This window comes from Hymenobacter chitinivorans DSM 11115, assembly GCF_002797555.1.
Lineage (GTDB): Bacteria > Bacteroidota > Bacteroidia > Cytophagales > Hymenobacteraceae > Hymenobacter > Hymenobacter chitinivorans.
In genome coordinates, this window is record NZ_PGFA01000003.1 from 58521 (window position 1) to 75624 (window position 17104).

Genomic DNA, 17104 nt, shown 5'->3' on the forward strand with positions numbered 1-17104 from the left:
AGGGATTAGAGGGCGCGAATGTAATGAACGCACGCCAAAACGGAGGGTTGCCTCCTCAGCCCAACAAAGCCCAGACCCGGGGGCCAAACACGAGCAGGCCCACGACCAGCGCCGCCCCAGCGGCCACCAGCACTGCGCCAGCCGCCACGTCCTTGGCCTTGCCCGCCAGCACGTGGTAGTCGGGCGACACCAGGTCCACGACGGCTTCCACGGCCGTATTCACCAGCTCCGCCGACCATACCGTGCCCACGGCCAGCGCCACCAAAGCCCACTCCAGCCGGGAAATGCCGAAATAGAATCCAAAGCCGATAGTCACAACCGTAGCCAGGGCGTGAAAGCGCAGATGCACTTCCGAGCGCAACGCCGAGGCCACGCCCCGAAAAGCGTGACCAAAGCTAGCTACGCGGCGCCGCAGCAAACTGTCTTTGGGCTCAGCCACGGGCGTCGAATTCGCGGAAGACGGTGAGGCGCAGCTGGTCCCACTCGGGCTTTAGAATGCTGAAGTACACTGAGTCGCGCCGCATACCGCCCTGGGTGAACATGTGGCTGCGTAGCGTGCCTTCCTCGGTAGCTCCCATGCGGCGCATGGCCTCCCGCGACTTCCAGTTGCGGGCGTCGGTTTTGAGCTCTACCCGCTCGCAGCCCAGCTCCCCGAAGGCGTATTTGAGCAGCAAGTGCTTGGCGGCGCGGTTCAGACCGGTACGGTGGTAGTCCCGCCCGATCCACGTCCAGCCAATTTCCAGGCGCTTTTCGGGCAAAGCGAAGCTGCCGTAGCTGGTGCTGCCCACCACGCGCCCCGTCTGCCTGTCGATGATGGCGAAAGGGTAGCGGTAGTTCTTTTCCCGGTCCTGCACGGCCTGGGTCAGGTAGGCGGCCAGGCCCACGGCGTCGCCGGGGTTGGGCGTAGTGGTAAAGCGCCAGATTTCGTCGTCGAAGATGACGGCCTTCAGGTCTTCAAAGTCCGACGTTTCCAGCGGCCGCAGCCGGACGCGGGCGTTTTCGAGCGTGATACAGCGGGAACAGTCCATGGGGTGGGGTCAGGAAAGGTAAAACCAGAACGTCATGCTGAGCTTGCCGCAGCGTCTCTACCGCCAAAGCAAACTTAATTACTCCTGCGGGCGAGATGCTTCGCGGGGCTCAGCATGACGTTCTAATATTGTTCTACTACTTCTTAATCTCGCCCACCATGTCCTCGGGCTTCAGCCACTCGTTGAACTGCTCCTCGGTGAGGTAGCCCAGCTGTAACGCAGTTTCCTTCAGCGTCGAGCCGTTTTTGTGGGCCGTCTGGGCAATTTCGGCGGCTTTGTAGTACCCGATGTGGGGGTTTAGGGCCGTGACCAGCATCAACGACGAATCGACGTGCTTCTTGATGTTTTCCTCCAGCGGCCGGATGCCCTCGGCGCACCGGTCGTTGAACGACACGCACACGTCGCCAATCAGGCGGGCCGAGTGCAGGAAGTTGTAAATCATAACCGGCTTGAACACGTTCAGCTCGAAGTGGCCGTTCATGCCGCCGATGTTGATAGCCACGTCGTTGCCCATTACCTGAGCGGCTACCATCGTCATGGCCTCGCTCTGGGTGGGGTTTACTTTGCCGGGCATGATGCTGGAGCCGGGCTCGTTGTCGGGGATGAACAGCTCGCCGATGCCGGCGCGGGGGCCCGAAGCCAGCAGGCGGATGTCGTTGGCAATCTTCATCAGCGAAGCCGCCACGGTTTTCAGCGCGCCGTGGGCTTCCACAATGGCGTCGTGGGCGGCCAGGGCCTCAAACTTGTTTTCGGCCGTGATGAAAGGCAGGCCGGTCAGGTCGGCAATGTGCTTGGCCACGGCTTCCGAGTAGCCGGGCGGCGTGTTGATGCCCGTGCCGACGGCCGTACCGCCCAAAGCCAGCTCCGAGAGGTGAGCCAGGGTGTTATTGATGGCGCGCAGGCCGTGGTCGAGCTGGGAAGCGTAGCCCGAAAACTCCTGGCCCACGGTCAGCGGGGTGGCATCCATGAGGTGAGTGCGGCCAATCTTGACGATGTGCATGAACTCCTCACTCTTGCGCTTGAGCGTGTCGCGCAGCTTGGTGATGCCCGGAATGGTTACCTCCACCAGCGTCTGGTAGGCGGCAATGTGCATGGCCGTGGGGAAGGTGTCGTTCGATGACTGCGACTTGTTCACGTCGTCGTTCGGGGCCAGCACCTTCTTCTCGTCGGCGAGGCTGCCGCCCTGCAGCACGTGGCCGCGGTAGGCAATTACCTCATTCATGTTCATGTTCGACTGGGTGCCCGAGCCGGTTTGCCATACCACCAAGGGGAAGGCATCGGCCAGCCCACCGGCCAGGATTTCGTCACACACTTTCCCGATCAGCTCCGCTTTTTCGGCGGGCAATACGCCGGCATCGCGGTTGGTGAGGGCCGCGGCCTTTTTGAGAATGGCAAACGCCCGGATGATTTCCTTGGGCATCCGGTTGATATCCTGCGCAATCTGGAAGTTCTCGATAGAGCGCTGGGTCTGGGCGCCCCAGTAGGCGTCGGCGGGGACCTGCACGGTGCCCATAGTGTCTTTCTCGGTGCGGAATTGCATGTAGCGGGAATGAAGTGACGAATCCGTATTTGGTAGCGGTAAAAGTACGCAACAACCCGAACTCAGGCCTAAAAAGACGCACTACGGTCCCCATTTGTCATCCTGAACGGAACGAAGTGGAGTGAAGGACCTTCCTCACCTACTCCCCTGCGGTTTTTGCCAACGTGAAAAAGCCCTTTACCACGCGAGTAGTAAAGGGCTTTTTCGCATTGAAGAACAGGCATCACGCAGGCGAGGGAGGTCCTTCGCTGGGCTCAGGATGACAGATGCAGGGCGTGCTTAGAACGAGTAGTTCACCGAAGCTTTAATCACCCGGTTCTGGGCGTCGAAGTTGTTGTTCTTGTCCAGGGAAGAGAGGCCAAAATCGTAGCCGGCGCTCAGGCCCAGGCCGTTGTCGAACTGGTAGCCCAGGCCGCCCACCATGCCGAAGTCGACGGAGCGGAACTGGTCTTTCACGTCGAAGTCGGTGGAAAAAGCGTTGAAGCCCAGGGCTCCGGCCTGTACCCGCACCTTATTGCTGACCAAAAACGAGGCCTGGGGACCGGCAAACAGATAAAAACCGGGCGTCAGGTAGCCCTTGAACAGCACCGGCACGTCGATGTAGGACATGCGCGAGGTGGCCGTGACGCGGGCGTTGAGGAAATCAAACTGCTCCCAGGGCAGGGTGCCCACCAGCTTGGCGCCTTTCTCGGAGTAGGACACCCCAGGCTCGATGGCAAAGCCGGGGCTGAGGGGAATGGTGGCGTAGAGGCCGGCGTGGAAGCCGGGCTTCATTTCCTTGGTCACGGCGCCGTTGGTGTAGCCGGCCAGGTCCATCACGCTCTGCACGGCATCACCCGACCAGTCAGAAACGTTGACGCCGGCCCGCAGACCAAATTTGACGCCGGGCGTGGCGGGGGTAGTCCGCACCGGGGCCGAGTACACCGGGCGGGCCGGGGAGTTGGAATATACCGGGCGGCGTACCTGGGCTTGGGCTACTGAAAACGACGAGGAAAGCAACAGCGCGGCTACAGCCAAGCGCCCGAAAAGGCTTTTGGAGTTCATGGCAAAAGGGAAAACAGGAGGGAGATGTCTAAAGAAAGGGGCCGGCCGCAGCGGGGCGCGCGTTGCTGCAGCGGGCGTTCTGAGGAGCATACATTACAAAACCGTGCCAGTTGGCTACCATGGCACCTGGTCCTTGCGCTGGCGGCTCATGCCGTTTCTGAAAATCAGTCACTTAGCTTTTTGCCGCATCGACCAAATCCGGCAAACTCCCGACCGGAGGGCCGGAAGCCGCCGGGTAGTGCAGCGCGCTGAGCCGCGGCCCGGCATTATGAATTGGGTGGGCTCGACAGCTGTTTGGTGGCGGTTTGCGTACACCGTTTCCCAACCATTCACCCCAAATACCCCGCGCTATGAGCACAATCAAGAAAGTAATTGAGGTTTTGGCCTCCTCGGAAAAGAGCTTCGAAGATGCCCTGCAACGCGCCCTGACCGAAGCCAGCACTACCGTCAAAGGCATCCGGTCCATCTATATTAAAGACCAGAGCTGCCGCGTGCGCGACAATAAGATTGTGGAGTACCGCATTACGGCCAAGATTAGCTTCGAGGTGATGCACAAGTGGGACCCCAGCGCCCAACACCAGCCCGCCGCGGCCATCGACACGCCCACTCCCGCCGGCGACGGCAGCCCCGACTACAGCCAGGTACAGGTGAAAACCCAGCCCGACCTGCCCCGCGACGTGGAGCCCGGCGGCAGCGCCACCGAGCCCCAGAGCGGCGGCGGCTACAGCGGCTAGATTTCCCATCGGTTATCCTGAGGCGGAACGAAGACTCTTCCTCCCTCTGTAAACAGCGTAATTAAACGTGAAAAGCCCTTTCCTGCCTGCGTGGGAAAGGGCTTTTGTACGTTGTAGAGTCCTTAGTGGGGTAGGCGAGGAAGGTCCTTCGGCTCCGCCTCAGGATGACAGATGAGAAAAGAGCCCGAACGAAAAACTCACCATTTCACCACTGCTAAAACGTGACGTTAATGTCTACGACCTGGTCGGCGCGGCGGCCGTTGGCGGCGCCGGGCTGCCAGGCAGGTCCTTCGCAGAGCAGGCGGATGGCTTCCTGGTCGTAGTCGCGGCGCAGGCCCCGCAGGATTTTGAAGTTGTCGAGCGTGCCGTCGGCTTTCACCGTGAAGCGCACCCGCACGCTGCCCGAGAGCGGCGGGGCCGGGTACTCGGGCCGGAACATGGCCTCGCGCCGCAGGTATTCGCGCAGCTTAAGGTAGCCTTCCACCGGCTGGGGGCTGATAACAGGGGCGGGTGGCAACGCGGCTTGGCGCTTAGCACTTTCCTCGGCCGTGGGCACCGGGGCCTTGGCCACGGCAGGCGGGCCAGCCACCGTATCGGCGGCTTTGCTAGCCAGCAATACCCGGCTCTGCATGGTCTTCAGGTCGGCAGACTCGCTACGACTGGGAGCTGCCGCTACGGGAGCCTGCATGGCTACCGAACCCGATGCCACTTTGTCGCCGGGCACGGCCGCCGGGGCCGCAGCCGGCGGGCGGGTAGCGGCCACCACCGGCCGGCGCCGAGTATACCGCGCCGGAGCCGCCGCCCGCCGGCTGGCCGAGGCCGGGGCCGCCGCTGCTGGTGCTGCCGGAGTTTCGGGCACAGCGGCACTTTCGGCCGCGGCTACGGCCGGCTCGGGTGCAGCCGCGGCCGGATCCGGCGAAACTGCTGAAGGAGAAGGCGGGGTGGGCAGTTGCACGGCTACGGACCCTGGCTCGGGAGCCGGGGCGGCGGGGCGGCGCAGGCCCCACCACAGGGCGGTGCTCACCAGCAGCAAGGCCAGCACGGCGGCCACCGCCTGCCATGCGCGGGCGGCGGACCGTGGGGCGTGCTCCGGCTGGGTTACGCGCTGGTGCAGGCGGCTGCGCAGCTCGCTCAGGGCCTGGTCAGTGACGGCGGGGCTCGACATTTCCAGGCCCTCCAGCACTTCGGCGCAGCGCGGGCAGCCCAGGGTGTGGGCCTCCACGCGGTGCTGCTCGGCGGCGGGCAGGGCTCCGGCCACGTACTGCCGCAGCAGTGGCAGCGGCAGGTGCCCGGCCGCATTGGGGGCCGGGGGCTGGGGTGGAACAGGAGGCTGGTTAGCGGGCCGCATTGGGAGCTGAGTCGAGGTAACGTTTGAGGTTGCGCTTGCCGTTTTGCAGGTGGCTTTTCACGAGGCCCAGGTCAAAGCCGGTGAGGTCGGCAATGTCGCGGTAGCACTTCTTTTCGAGGTAAAACAGCTCCAGGCAGCGGCGCTGCCCCGCGGGCAGATCGGCCAGGGCGTGCTCCAGGGCCTGGAGGCGGGCTTCGGTAAGGTCTTGTTCTTCAGTAGCATCACCTGCCTGATGCAGAACGCCCGCCGATTCCATATCGGCCGCATCAGGAAAATGCAGAACCAGGGCGCCCTCGGGGCCGGCCCGCTGCCGGGCCCGCAGGATCATCAGGCAGTGGTTGCGGGCCGTGGTCTGAAGCCAGGCCGGAAAGTTCTCTACCTCGTGGCGGCGCAGCGTATCGAGAAGCTTCTCGAAGAGCTGCATCACCGCGTCCTGGGCGTCTTCGTCGGGGCGCAGGTACTTGCGGCACACGGCAAACACCAGGGGCATGTGCCGCTCGTAGAGCACGCCCAGGTCGGCCACCGCCCCGTCGAGGCGGTAGCGCGTGAGCAGCTCCTGATCGGAGAGCTCATGGGGCGAGGTAGGGCGGCGTTTGAAAAACATAGCAACGGGAGGGGCGGGCCGATTTGGCCAGGGGCCAAGATACGGCATCGGGGCGTTATCGGGCGCTTTGCGACTCCAAGCCGCGACATTGCGACTCGAGGACGCAACGTCGCGACTCGGAGCGGCGACTTCCCGACTCGGAGCCGCGAGGCTGCGGCAAAATAACGCGTCCGCCCGGTGCAGGACCGGGCGGACGCGGGTGCGCCAGGATGTAAACTGCTTGTGGCGCAAACTACACCGTTCGCGCTACTGCGCTATTGGACGAGTTGCCGAATTTCAGGGCTCCGCTGTAGTAGTCAGCAAGATAGAAGAATCCGGCCGGGGCCAAAATTTATTTGCGGGCGGTATGGAATCCGGGCCGGGTCGGCATCAGCACTGGTGAAACCTTCCTCATCACCGTCGTCTGATTGTATGAACAAGATCCTCCTTCTCGGCCTGGGCGGCTTGCTGGCCCTGCCCGCCGTTGCGCAGCAGACTACCACGCCGCCGGCCCCGCGCCCCCGGCAGTCGGCCCCGATAGCCACCCCGCGCACCCTCACGGGCCGCATCCTCGCCGACGGTACCAACCAGGGGCTGCCGGGGGCTACCATCGTGGTAAAAGGCACGAATGTGGGAGCGACAAGCAACTCTGCGGGCACGTATCGACTCCTTATGCCAGCGGGCCACGATACGCTGGTGGTCAGCGCCCTGGGCTACCAGTCCCGGCAGGTGCGCGCGCCGAAAAAGGGCCCGCTCACCATTCGTCTGACCCACGAAGGCACGCAATTGAGTGAAGTCGTCGTTACGGGGTATGGCACCGAGCAAGTTCGGCGGTCCGTAAGCGGCTCCGTGTCGCAGGTACAGGGGTTGGAAGGCAAGGTAGCCGGGGTGGTCATTCAGCAACAGCCATCGGCGGGGAGGATGCGGAAAAGTAAAGCCCAACGGAATGCACCTGTTGCAGCAGATGTATTCTACGATTCGGCGCCTCCCCGCCCTGCGCCGGGCCCGGGCGAGTCGTACGCCGCCATCCACGACAACGGCTTCCACTCGGCCCAGCAAGAACCCCTGAGCACGTTTTCCATCGACGTGGACGCGGCCAGCTACTCCAACGTGCGACGCTTCCTCAACCAGGGCCAGCGTCCACCCCAGGACGCGGTGCGGGTGGAGGAAATGCTCAACTACTTCCATTACGACTATCCCCAGCCCACCGGCCCCGACCCGGTTTCCATCACCACCGAGCTGGCCGTCTGCCCCTGGAACCCCGACCACCAGCTGCTGCACGTGGCCCTGCAGGGCCGGCAGGTGAGTACTGCGAAGCTGCCGCCCGCCAACCTGGTATTTCTGGTGGATGTATCGGGCTCCATGGCTGAACCAGCTAAGCTGCCGCTGGTGCAGGCCGGTCTGCGCCAGCTGGTGCACGAGCTGCGGCCCCAGGACAAGGTAGCCCTGGTGGTGTACGCCGGGGCGGCCGGCCTGGTGCTGCCCGCCACCCCCGGCAACCAGCAGGAAACCATTCTGGCCGCGCTGGACCGGCTGGAGGCCGGCGGCTCCACGGCCGGCGGCCAGGGCCTACGCCTGGCGTATCAGGTAGCCCGGCAGCAGTTTCAGAAAGAAGGTAACAACCGCGTGATTCTGGCTACCGACGGCGACTTCAACGTGGGGGAAAGCAGCGACGAGGCCATGGAGCGGCTTATTACCGAGGAGCGGGAATCGGGCGTGTTCCTGACCGTGCTGGGCGTGGGCCAGGGCAACTTGCAGGACAGTAAGATGGAGCGGCTGGCTGATAAGGGCAACGGCAATTATGCCTACCTCGACAACCTCGACGAAGCCCGGCGGGTGCTGGTCCGGCAGTTCGGCGGCACACTCTTCACCCTGGCCAAGGACGTGAAGCTGCAGCTCGAGTTCAACCCCGCCCGGGTGCAGCAATACCGCCTCATTGGCTACGAAAACCGTGCCCTGGCCGATGAGGACTTCAACAATGACCGCAAAGACGCCGGGGAGCTGGGAGCGGGTCACACCGTCACGGCCCTCTACGAGCTGATTCCGCCCGGTGCCCCCACCGGCCTCGACCCGCTCAAGTACCAGCCCAACCCCGCGCCCGCGCCGCCTGCCCCCGCCTCGGCCGACCTGATGACGGTAAAGCTGCGCTACAAGGAACCCCAGGGCAACACCAGCAAGCTGCTGGAGCGCACCCTGCGCGGTGCGGCCGTACCCGTGGCTCAAGCCTCCGCCAATCTACGCTTCGCCGCCGCCGTGGCCCAGTTCGGCATGCTGCTGCGCCAGTCGGACTACCGCGGCACGGCTACCTACGACAGCACTGCCAAACTGGCCCAGCAGGCCCGCGGCCAGGATGCCGACGGCTACCGCGCCGAGTTTGTGCGCCTGGTCAAGCTGGCCGAGGGGCTGAGTCTGGTCACGGGCACCGTGGGCGTGCGTTAAGCCGCGGCCCCGCTTTTTCCATCCTGGTTTTCTGATGAGTTAAGCTATTCGTATGCGCCCCTCTGCCGTTTCCCTCCGTATTTCCGAGCCCTGCGCCCAGCCCTGGGCCCTGATGACGCCCCAGGGCGCCGGCCGCCACTGCGCCGCCTGCCAGAAGGTAGTTATTGACTTCACTCAGAAAACCGATGCCGAAATCCTGGCGGTGCTGGCGGCCACGGCGGGCCAGGCCTGCGGGCGGTTTGGAGGCAGTCAGCTGAATCGGCCGCTGCAGCCACTGGTGGTAGCTCCACCCCGGGCCGGCGGGTGGTGGCGCCCGGCCGTAGCGGCCACGGTGGCCCTGCTCGGCTTCCGCACCCTGCTGCCCCAAGCCGCTCAGGCCCAGCACCCCACCAGCCAGCACCCCAGCGCCAGCCGCCGCACTGACCAGCCAGAATCAAGGGCCGAAGCCAAACCCGTTGATAGGGACGAGCGGATCAGCGACAACTCCAGGCTGCTCACCGGCCGGGTCGTGGATAAGACGAACGGGGAAGGTGTGCCCGGGGTGACGGTGCTGGTAAAGGGCACGACCAACGGCGTGTCGACCAACTCGGACGGGACTTTCTCCCTGCGCGTGGCCGCCGACCAGCAAAACCTGCTCTTGACATTCGCGACTATTGGCTACCTCTACCAAGAGCTTCCGATGCCTACCGGACCTCAAGCCCAGAACATGCATGTGGGGCTGAATATGGAGGTATTAGGAGGTGTTTGGTACTCTCCTATCTACACTCCGCGGGGCGTGTGGCAACGGCTGAGCAGCGTTCCACGGCGCGTCTGGTACGCCTTTCAGCGCGACTAGTCATGAGAAGCTCTGCCCTTCTCACTTCCGGCTGGCGGCGCCTGCTGGCCGCCGGCCGAATCACCGTCTGGGCCGCGCGGCTGCTACCTAATGGCAGCAAGTGGCCCGGGCACCGCCGCGGCCGGGCTCCGGCCTGCAGGGCGCCACCCGGGGCGGGTCGGTTCGGCGGGTAACCGCTTTCCCGCCCACGAACCAACCTTGGAGGAACTCCTGACCGGTGGGCGACTGGTCAGGAGTTTTGGTTTTAGGCGCGGCCGCCAACGTTTCGCCTCGCCTTATTATTATGCAATTAACCCTGATTTATTTTTGCCCGAATTTTATTAGAAAAAGTCTGCCGTTGCCGGGTTACGTATTACCAGCTTTAGGTATAAACAACCACTAAGCGGCGCTGCTTTCGTTTACTTGCCCGTACAACCGGCTCTGCCAGCAGAGTCCTGCTGCCCCGTTCTCAGGCCGCGCCGCTCGCGACGGACGCTCCTGGCCACGCGCTTCTTTTCCCGGAAAAGTTCTGAATTCGAGTTTGTGAGTTCAGCGGCGGCAGCATGGCTTTTCGGGTCGTTTTTTCTCCTCTAGCCTTTCTCTTCCCATGTCGATATTCCGCTTGCGCCCCCTGTGGCTGCTGGCCGGCGGCTTGCTGCTGCCCGCCTGCCAACAAAAACAATCTACCGAGCCTCTCGAGCAGGCCAGCGTTTACGAGCAGCTGCCCCCGGCCGAGCCCCAGCTGGATGAAGCTCCGCCCGCGCCGGCCAACGCCGAAACCTACGCCCGGCTGCCCGAAAACCGCTTCGAGGACGTGCGCCAAACGCCGCTGAGCACCTTCGCCATCGACGTAGACCCAGCCTCTTATAGTAATGTGCGGCGCTTCCTGACCCAGAACCGCCAGCTGCCCCCGCCCGAAGCCGTGCGGGTCGAGGAGCTCATCAACTACTTTCACTACGACTACCCCCAGCCCCGCTCCTCCGACGCCCCGGCCACGCTGAACGCCGAAGTGGCCCGCTGCCCCTGGAACCCCGCCCACCGGCTGGTACTGGTGGGGGTGCAGGGCCGCGAAGTAGCCACCCGGGCACTGCCGCCGGCCAACCTGGTTTTCCTGCTCGACGTGTCGGGCTCGATGAACGACGAGGACAAGCTGCCCCTGCTCAAGGCCAGCCTGCGCCAGCTGGTGCACACGCTGCGGCCCCAGGACTACGTTTCTATTGTAGTATATGCCGGGGCGGCGGGCCTGGTGCTGCCGCCCACGCCCGGCAGCCAGCCCCAGCAGATCCTGGCAGCCCTGGATAATCTGGAAGCCGGCGGCTCCACGGCGGGCGGCGAAGGGCTGCGTCTGGCCTACCAGGTGGCCCGGCAGCAGGCCCGCCCCGGCTCCAACACCCGCATCATCCTGGCCACCGACGGCGACTTCAACGTGGGAGAAAGCTCGGACGAGGCCATGGAGCAGCTCGTGACCCAGGAGCGGCAGTCGGGCGTGTTTTTGTCGGTGCTGGGCTTCGGGGAAGGCAACCTGCAGGACAGCAAGATGGAGGTGCTGGCCGACAAAGGCAACGGCAACTATGCCTACATCGACAACCTGAACGAGGCCCGGCGGGTGCTGGTCCAGCAATTTGGCGGCACGCTATTTACCCTGGCCCAGGACGTGAAAGTGCAGGTCGAGTTCAACCCCGCCCAGGTAGCGCAGTACCGCCTCATCGGCTACGAAAACCGCCTGCTGGCCGCCGAGGATTTCAACGACGATACCAAGGATGCCGGGGAGCTGGGCGCGGGCCAGCAAGTCACGGCCCTCTACGAAATTGTGCCCGCCAACACCCGCCCCGCCGTCGACCCGCTCAAGTACCAGTCTTCCCCGGGCGTTGCTACTGATTACGGCCCAGTTTCCGCCGCCAGCGCCGAGCTGCTTACCGTAAAGCTGCGCTACCAGGAACCCCAAGGCAGTGTTAGCCGCCTGCTCAAGCTGCCCGTGCGCAATTCCGACACCGGCGTGGAGCAGGCCTCCGACAACCTGCGCCTGGCCGCGGCCGTGGCCGAGTTTGGGCTGCTGCTGCGGCAGTCGGAACACCGGGGCACGGCCAGCTACGCGGCGGCCGGGCAGCTGGCGCAGTCGGTGCGCGGCCGGGACGCGGACGGCTCCCGCCGGGAATTTGCGGAGCTGGTGCGGCAGGCTGGTGAGCTAAGCAGTGAAGTCGCCCAAGCCTTGCCCGAGGAGCAGTGGAGCTACCGGTAAGCGGCTGTTTTTGTGCGGATTGTATTACCGGTCAGAAGTTCGGAAACAAGCTGGCTACCGAACGTTTGTTCGTATAACCCGGCAAAATTTAATTTGGAATTACCAGAACCTGGTCCCACCTTGCCCTCACAAAGCACCTGATTCTCATGTCGCAGCACACCGGCCGCTTCTTTTTTAGCTATTACTTCTACTACGCCCACGCGTAGTCGAGCGGCCCTCCTGTAGCTTTTCCAACCGAAACTCTCAGCGCCTCTCGACAACCTCGGGAGGCGCTTTTTTTACGCTTACTTTTCCGCTTCACATGCCCGCTTCCGTCTTCTTTTATTACGGCTACTATTACTTCTTCTTTACGAAGAAGCGGGGCCCCGTTTGCCAGAGCTGACCGAAGCGCAGCACCAGAAGCAAAACCAGGCCCCGCACTCCGGAGGCCTTTTTTTATGTCTTTCCCTAGCACCCGCACCATGCTTTCCACCGTCGCCATTCAGGGCTTTGAAGGTAGTTTCCACCAGATTGCCGCCCGCCACTACTTCGGCCCCACGGCCCTGACGACGCCCTGCGCCACGTTTGGGGAAGTGGTGCGGCAAGTGAGCAGCGGCACGGCCGGGCACGGACTCATGGCCATTGAAAACTCCATTGCCGGCAGCATTTTGCCCAACTACAACCTGCTGCGCCAAGCCGGCCTGCGCGTGACCGGGGAAGTGTACCTGCAGATCCGCCAGCACCTGATGGCCTTGCCCGGCCAGCAGCTCGACGATATCCGGGAGGTGCACTCCCACCCCATGGCCCTGCTGCAGTGCGCCGACTTTCTCAACCAGCACGGCCCCTGGCGCCTGGTCGAAACCGAGGACACGGCCCTGAGTGCCCAGCGCATCCGGGAAGGGCTGCGCACCGGCACCGCCGCCGTGGCCGGCAAGCTGGCCGCCGAGCTGTTCGACCTCGAAATCCTGGCCAAGGACATTCACTCCGAAAAGAAAAACTACACCCGCTTCCTGGTGGTGGACCGGCCCGAAAACGCGGCGGCCGTGGAAGCACCCAATAAGGCCTCGCTCTACTTCCACACTACCCACGCCCAGGGCAGCCTGGCCCAGGTTCTGATCCGCATTGCCGACCAGGGCATCAACCTCTCCAAGCTCCAGTCCTTCCCGATTCCGGCCAAAACCTGGCACTACTACTTCCACGCCGACCTTGAATTCGACGACCCGGCCCAGCTCGAAGCTGCTTTGCAGGCCATGAAGCCGGTAACCGAAGGCCTCGAAGTGCTGGGCATCTACCACAAAGGCACCACGCACAAGTAAGCCCGAATCGAAAGAACGTCAGCAAATAAGAACATCGGTAAGAACGTCATGCTGAGCTTGCCGAAGCATCTCTACCGCTTCGTTACCAGAGTAATATAATTACCACTTCGGTAGAGATGCTTCGGCAAGCTCAGCGTGACGGTTAAGAATAAGCAACCAACCCCAGAAACACCCCAAACCCCATGCAAGTCTCCGTAGCCAGCCGCCTCCAGCACACCCAGGAGTATTACTTCTCCCGCAAGCTGCGCGAAATCGACGCTATGAACAAGGCCGGGGCCCAGGTTATCAACCTCGGTATCGGCAGCCCCGACATGCCGCCCCACCCGCGGGTAATTGCGGCCCTGAATCAGGCTGCCACTCAGCCCAACACTCACGCCTACCAGAACTACAAGGGCGTGCCGGCCCTGCGCCAGGCCATGGCCGGCTGGTATGAGCGCAGCTACGGCGTCACGCTGGACCCCGAAACGGAAGTGCTGCCCCTGCTGGGCTCCAAGGAAGGCATCATCCACGTGAGCATGACTTTCCTGGAAGCCGGCGACGAAGTGCTGATTCCCAACCCCGGCTACCCCGCCTACCGCGCCGCCGCCCACCTGGCCGGCGCCACGCCCGTCGACTACGACCTGACGGCCGAAAACAACTGGCTGCCCGACCTGGAGCAGTTGGCCCAGCGCGACCTAAGCCGGGTGAAGCTGATGTGGGTCAACTACCCCCACATGCCCACCGGCACCCCGCCCGACGCCGCTTTCTTTGTCCGACTGGTGGCCTTTGCCACCGAGCATAATATCCTGCTGGTCCACGATAATCCTTACAGCTTCATCCTCAACCAGGAGCCGGCCCAGAGTCTGCTGGCCGTGCCCGGGGCCCGGGAAGTGGTGCTGGAACTCAACTCGTTGAGCAAGTCGCACAATATGGCCGGCTGGCGCGTGGGCATGCTCCTGGGCCGCGCCGACCTATTGCAGGAAGTGCTGCGCTTCAAGAGCAACCTCGACTCGGGCATGTTCCTGCCGGTGCAGCTGGCCGCCGTGGAAGCCCTGAGCCTCGATGAAACCTGGTACCAGGAGCTCAACGCCCACTACGCCGCCCGCCGGGAGCTGGTCTTTGAGCTGCTCGACACCATCGGCTGCCGCTACGAGCGAAACCAGGTGGGCCTCTTCGTGTGGGCTGCTATTCCGGCCGGCTACCCCGACGGCTACGCCCTGAGCGACGAGCTTCTGCACGCGGCCAAGGTCTTCCTTACTCCCGGCGGCATCTTCGGCTCCAACGGCAACGGCTTCATCCGCGTCAGCCTCTGCCAAACCACTGCGGTACTGGAACAAGCTTTAACCCGAATCAAAGGTGAAATGGTGAGTGGTGAGATGGTGAGTTGACGTTTTTAATGCGCGGTTCTGCGCCAGTCGAACATCAAACTCACCATTTCACCAGTTCACCATCTCACCACTTCACAATGGTAGTAACGATAATAGGCCTAGGATTAATCGGCGGCTCGTTGGCCATCAGCCTCAAGGCTAAGGGCCTGGCCCAGCACGTCATCGGTGTGGACCACAGCCCCGAAAACCTCCGCAAAGCCCAGGACCTACACCTCATCGACGAAGGCACTACCGACCTGCCCGAAGCCGTGCGCCGCGCCGACCTGGTAGTCGTAGCCGTGCCCATGGATGCCATGCTCACCGTGCTGCCCCAGGTGCTCGACGAAGCCGACCAGCAGGTCGTCATCGACGTGGGCTCCACCAAATCCATGCTGCTGGCGGCCGTGGCCCAGCACCCGTGCCGGGGCCGCTTCGTGGCCGTGCACCCCATGGCCGGCACCGAGTACTCCGGCCCCGAAGCCGCCGTGCCCGAGCTGTTTACCGATAAAACCCTGGTCATCTGCGACGCCGAGCAGAGCGACGCCGATGCCGTCAACAAGGTACAGCGCCTGTTCGAGCAGCTCCAGATGCGCATCGAATACCTCGACGCCGCCGCCCACGACCTGCACACGGCCTACGTCTCGCACATTTCGCACATTACCTCCTTTGCCCTGGCCCTCACCGTGCTGGAAAAGGAAAAAGAAGAGCAGCAGATCTTTGCCCTGGCCAGCGGCGGCTTCGCCTCCACCGTGCGCCTGGCCAAAAGCTCCCCCGACATGTGGGTGCCCATCTTCCGCCAAAACCGCGTCAACGTCCTCGACGTGCTCGACGAGCACATCCACCAGCTCCAGCACCTGCGCCACCTCATCGCCCAGGAAGACTACCCCGCCGTCTACCAGCAAATCCAGCAAGCCAACCTGATAAAGAAGATTCTGAAGTAACAGAACGAAACTCCCCTCCTTGTTGAAAGGAGGGGTGCCCGAAGGGCGGGGTGGTCCAATCGTTGAACGACCAAAAAGAACGTCATGCTGAGCGAAGCCGAAGCATCTCTACCGCAGTAGTAATCAATCGGCTTGCTCAATGAAGCGGTAAAGATGCTTCGACAAACTCAGATGACAGCCTAAGTAAACAACGAGTAACCACCCCGGCCTTCGGCCACCCCTCCTTTCAACAAGGAGGGGAACTAGCATAGCCTCCCTCTCAACAACGCAAAAACATAACCCCCTCATAACCATGCAATCCGCACTCTTCAACCGCCAGCCCGACGACAAGCCCTACCTCATTTCCGGCCCGTGCTCGGCCGAAACCGAGGAGCAGGTTCTCGAAACCTGCCAGCGCCTGGCCGCCACCGGCAAGGTGCAAGCCCTGCGCGCCGGCATCTGGAAGCCCCGCACCAAGCCCGGCGGCTTCGAAGGCATCGGCACCAAAGGCCTGCCCTGGCTCAAGAAAGCCGGCGAACTGACCGGCCTGCCCATTGCTGTGGAAGTGGCCACGGCCAAGCATGTGGAAGACTGCCTGGCTTTCGGCGTCGATATTCTGTGGGTAGGCGCCCGCACCACCGGCAACCCCTTCTCGGTCCAGGAAATTGCCAACGTGCTGCGCGGCGTCCAGGTACCGGTGCTCGTCAAGAACCCGATTCACCCCGAGCTCGAGCTCTGGGCCGGGGCCGTGGAGCGCCTCCAAAAGGCCGGTCTGAGCCAGGTGGGCCTCATTCACCGGGGCTTCAGCTCCTACGGCAACACCGATTTCCGCAACGCCCCGATGTGGCACCTGCCCATCGAAATGAAGCGCCGCCACCCCGACCTGCCCCTGCTCTGCGACCCCAGCCACATCTGCGGCCGCCGCGACACCCTGGCCGCCGTGGCCCAGCAGGCCCTCAACCTGGGCTTCGACGGCAACATGATTGAAAGCCACATCGACCCCGACAACGCCTGGAGCGACGCCAAGCAGCAAATCACCCCCGAGGTGCTCCGCGACCTGATCCGGGACCTGGTGTGGCGCCACGAAACCACCAACCAGCGCGAATTCCTGACGGCCCTCTCCAGCCTGCGCGAGCAAATCAACCAGCTCGATGCCGAAATCATCCAGCTCCTGGGCCGCCGCATGGCCGTGGCCGAGAAAATCGGGGTCTACAAGAAGGAAAACGACATCACCATCCTCCAGACCGGCCGCTGGAACGAGGTCCTGGAGCGGGCCCAGCGCCAGGGCAGCTCCGTCGGCCTCACCCCGGAGTTTATCGAGCAGTACTTTGCCGCCGTCCACCTGGAGTCCATCAACCACCAGAACAAGGTGATGGAAGGCTAACCAGGGCCGCGTTGTGCACGCTCATGTGGAGACGCAACCTCGCCTCTCCCCGTTGAACAACTCTGCCAGCAGGAATAGGGTAGGATGATTCAGCTCCGCCCGACCGACAAGACGCAACCATGCGTCGCTACCCCAAGCCGCCCTTCGCTGCCCGCCAGCGAAGGGCGGCTTTCCTATAGAAGGGCCCACCCCGACCTGTTCGAAGCCCGCTCAAAACCCTTAGGAGCCGCCCTTCAGGCTTTAGGAACCGTACTTCAGCCTTTAGGAGCCGTACTTCAGGCTTTAGGAATCATACTTCAGCCTTTAGGAACCATACTTCAGGCTTTAGGAGCCTCACTTCAGCCTTTAGGAACCGCACTTCAGGCGTTAGTAGCCCTACTTCAAGCTTTA

The 17104-nt window shown here is 63.2% G+C and carries 13 protein-coding genes and 1 pseudogene; 8 read left to right on the top strand and 6 right to left on the bottom strand.

Annotated elements, in window-relative coordinates:
* Positions 1-55: 55 nt before the first annotated feature.
* The 4 genes from CLV45_RS17330 to CLV45_RS17345 form a co-directional block, all read right to left on the bottom strand.
* Positions 56-439, bottom strand: a complete 384-nt coding sequence (locus CLV45_RS17330) for a diacylglycerol kinase family protein (RefSeq protein WP_211289965.1) — start codon at positions 437-439, stop codon at positions 56-58.
* Entirely contained in the window at positions 432-1028 is a 597-nt protein-coding gene (locus tag CLV45_RS17335; protein WP_100337744.1) for a GNAT family N-acetyltransferase, read from the bottom strand. Before CLV45_RS17335 ends, CLV45_RS17330 begins: the two co-directional genes overlap by 8 nt.
* 136 nt (positions 1029-1164) lie before the next feature.
* A complete protein-coding gene (gene fumC / locus CLV45_RS17340; RefSeq protein ID WP_100337745.1) occupies positions 1165-2568 on the bottom strand; it encodes a class II fumarate hydratase in 1404 nt (467 codons plus the stop codon).
* Between the two features lie 279 nt (positions 2569-2847).
* On the bottom strand, positions 2848-3612 hold the full coding sequence (locus CLV45_RS17345; RefSeq protein ID WP_100337746.1) for a porin family protein: 765 nt from the start codon (positions 3610-3612) through the stop codon (positions 2848-2850).
* A 350-nt stretch (positions 3613-3962) separates the two neighbouring features.
* Here CLV45_RS17345 and CLV45_RS17350 point away from each other — a divergent pair, with 350 nt between their 5' ends.
* Positions 3963-4346, top strand: a complete 384-nt coding sequence (locus CLV45_RS17350) for a dodecin family protein (protein WP_100337747.1) — start codon at positions 3963-3965, stop codon at positions 4344-4346.
* Between the two features lie 214 nt (positions 4347-4560).
* Here CLV45_RS17350 and CLV45_RS17355 read toward each other — a convergent pair whose 3' ends face one another.
* Positions 4561-5694, bottom strand: a complete 1134-nt coding sequence (locus tag CLV45_RS17355; protein ID WP_100337748.1) for an energy transducer TonB — start codon at positions 5692-5694, stop codon at positions 4561-4563.
* Positions 5681-6298: an RNA polymerase sigma factor gene (locus CLV45_RS17360; protein WP_100337749.1), complete on the bottom strand. Its 618-nt coding sequence runs from the start codon at positions 6296-6298 to the stop codon at positions 5681-5683. Before CLV45_RS17360 ends, CLV45_RS17355 begins: the two co-directional genes overlap by 14 nt.
* Before the next feature lie 411 nt (positions 6299-6709).
* On the opposite strand from CLV45_RS17360, the gene CLV45_RS17365 reads away from it, so the two are divergent.
* The 7 genes and pseudogenes from CLV45_RS17365 to CLV45_RS17395 all read left to right on the top strand — a co-directional run bounded on the left by CLV45_RS17365 (position 6710) and on the right by CLV45_RS17395 (position 16714).
* A complete protein-coding gene (locus CLV45_RS17365) occupies positions 6710-8716 on the top strand; it encodes a vWA domain-containing protein (protein WP_100337750.1) in 2007 nt (668 codons plus the stop codon).
* Between the two features lie 475 nt (positions 8717-9191).
* A pseudogene (locus CLV45_RS25650) lies at positions 9192-9551 on the top strand (carboxypeptidase-like regulatory domain-containing protein); the annotation flags it as partial.
* Between the two features lie 586 nt (positions 9552-10137).
* Positions 10138-11769 carry a vWA domain-containing protein gene (locus CLV45_RS17375; RefSeq protein WP_100337752.1) on the top strand — a complete coding sequence of 544 codons (1632 nt, stop codon included), beginning with the start codon at positions 10138-10140 and terminating at the stop codon, positions 11767-11769.
* Between the two features lie 461 nt (positions 11770-12230).
* A complete protein-coding gene (locus CLV45_RS17380; protein WP_170061885.1) occupies positions 12231-13064 on the top strand; it encodes a prephenate dehydratase in 834 nt (277 codons plus the stop codon).
* Positions 13065-13246: 182 nt separating this feature from the next.
* Complete coding sequence (locus tag CLV45_RS17385) at positions 13247-14431, top strand: pyridoxal phosphate-dependent aminotransferase (protein ID WP_100337754.1); 1185 nt, start codon at positions 13247-13249, stop codon at positions 14429-14431.
* A 77-nt stretch (positions 14432-14508) separates the two neighbouring features.
* Positions 14509-15351, top strand: coding sequence for a prephenate dehydrogenase (locus CLV45_RS17390; RefSeq protein WP_100337755.1), 843 nt, complete (start codon positions 14509-14511; stop codon positions 15349-15351).
* Positions 15352-15643: 292 nt separating this feature from the next.
* The gene (locus tag CLV45_RS17395) at positions 15644-16714 is read left to right on the top strand and encodes a chorismate mutase (RefSeq protein ID WP_100337756.1); all 1071 of its coding nucleotides are present in this window, start codon (positions 15644-15646) and stop codon (positions 16712-16714) included.
* Positions 16715-17104: the final 390 nt, after the last annotated feature.

Excerpts from the sequence above, each read along its gene's own strand:
- CLV45_RS17335 (WP_100337744.1), bottom strand. The coding sequence starts at position 1,028 with ATGGACTGTTCCCGCTGTATCACGCTCGAAAACGCCCGCGTCCGGCTG.
- fumC (WP_100337745.1), bottom strand. The coding sequence starts at position 2,568 with ATGCAATTCCGCACCGAGAAAGACACTATGGGCACCGTGCAGGTCCCC.
- CLV45_RS17345 (WP_100337746.1), bottom strand. The coding sequence starts at position 3,612 with ATGAACTCCAAAAGCCTTTTCGGGCGCTTGGCTGTAGCCGCGCTGTTG.
- CLV45_RS17350 (WP_100337747.1), top strand. The coding sequence starts at position 3,963 with ATGAGCACAATCAAGAAAGTAATTGAGGTTTTGGCCTCCTCGGAAAAG.
- CLV45_RS17355 (WP_100337748.1), bottom strand. The coding sequence starts at position 5,694 with ATGCGGCCCGCTAACCAGCCTCCTGTTCCACCCCAGCCCCCGGCCCCC.
- CLV45_RS17360 (WP_100337749.1), bottom strand. The coding sequence starts at position 6,298 with ATGTTTTTCAAACGCCGCCCTACCTCGCCCCATGAGCTCTCCGATCAG.
- CLV45_RS17365 (WP_100337750.1), top strand. The coding sequence starts at position 6,710 with ATGAACAAGATCCTCCTTCTCGGCCTGGGCGGCTTGCTGGCCCTGCCC.
- CLV45_RS17375 (WP_100337752.1), top strand. The coding sequence starts at position 10,138 with ATGTCGATATTCCGCTTGCGCCCCCTGTGGCTGCTGGCCGGCGGCTTG.
- CLV45_RS17380 (WP_170061885.1), top strand. The coding sequence starts at position 12,231 with ATGCTTTCCACCGTCGCCATTCAGGGCTTTGAAGGTAGTTTCCACCAG.
- CLV45_RS17385 (WP_100337754.1), top strand. The coding sequence starts at position 13,247 with ATGCAAGTCTCCGTAGCCAGCCGCCTCCAGCACACCCAGGAGTATTAC.
- CLV45_RS17390 (WP_100337755.1), top strand. The coding sequence starts at position 14,509 with ATGGTAGTAACGATAATAGGCCTAGGATTAATCGGCGGCTCGTTGGCC.
- CLV45_RS17395 (WP_100337756.1), top strand. The coding sequence starts at position 15,644 with ATGCAATCCGCACTCTTCAACCGCCAGCCCGACGACAAGCCCTACCTC.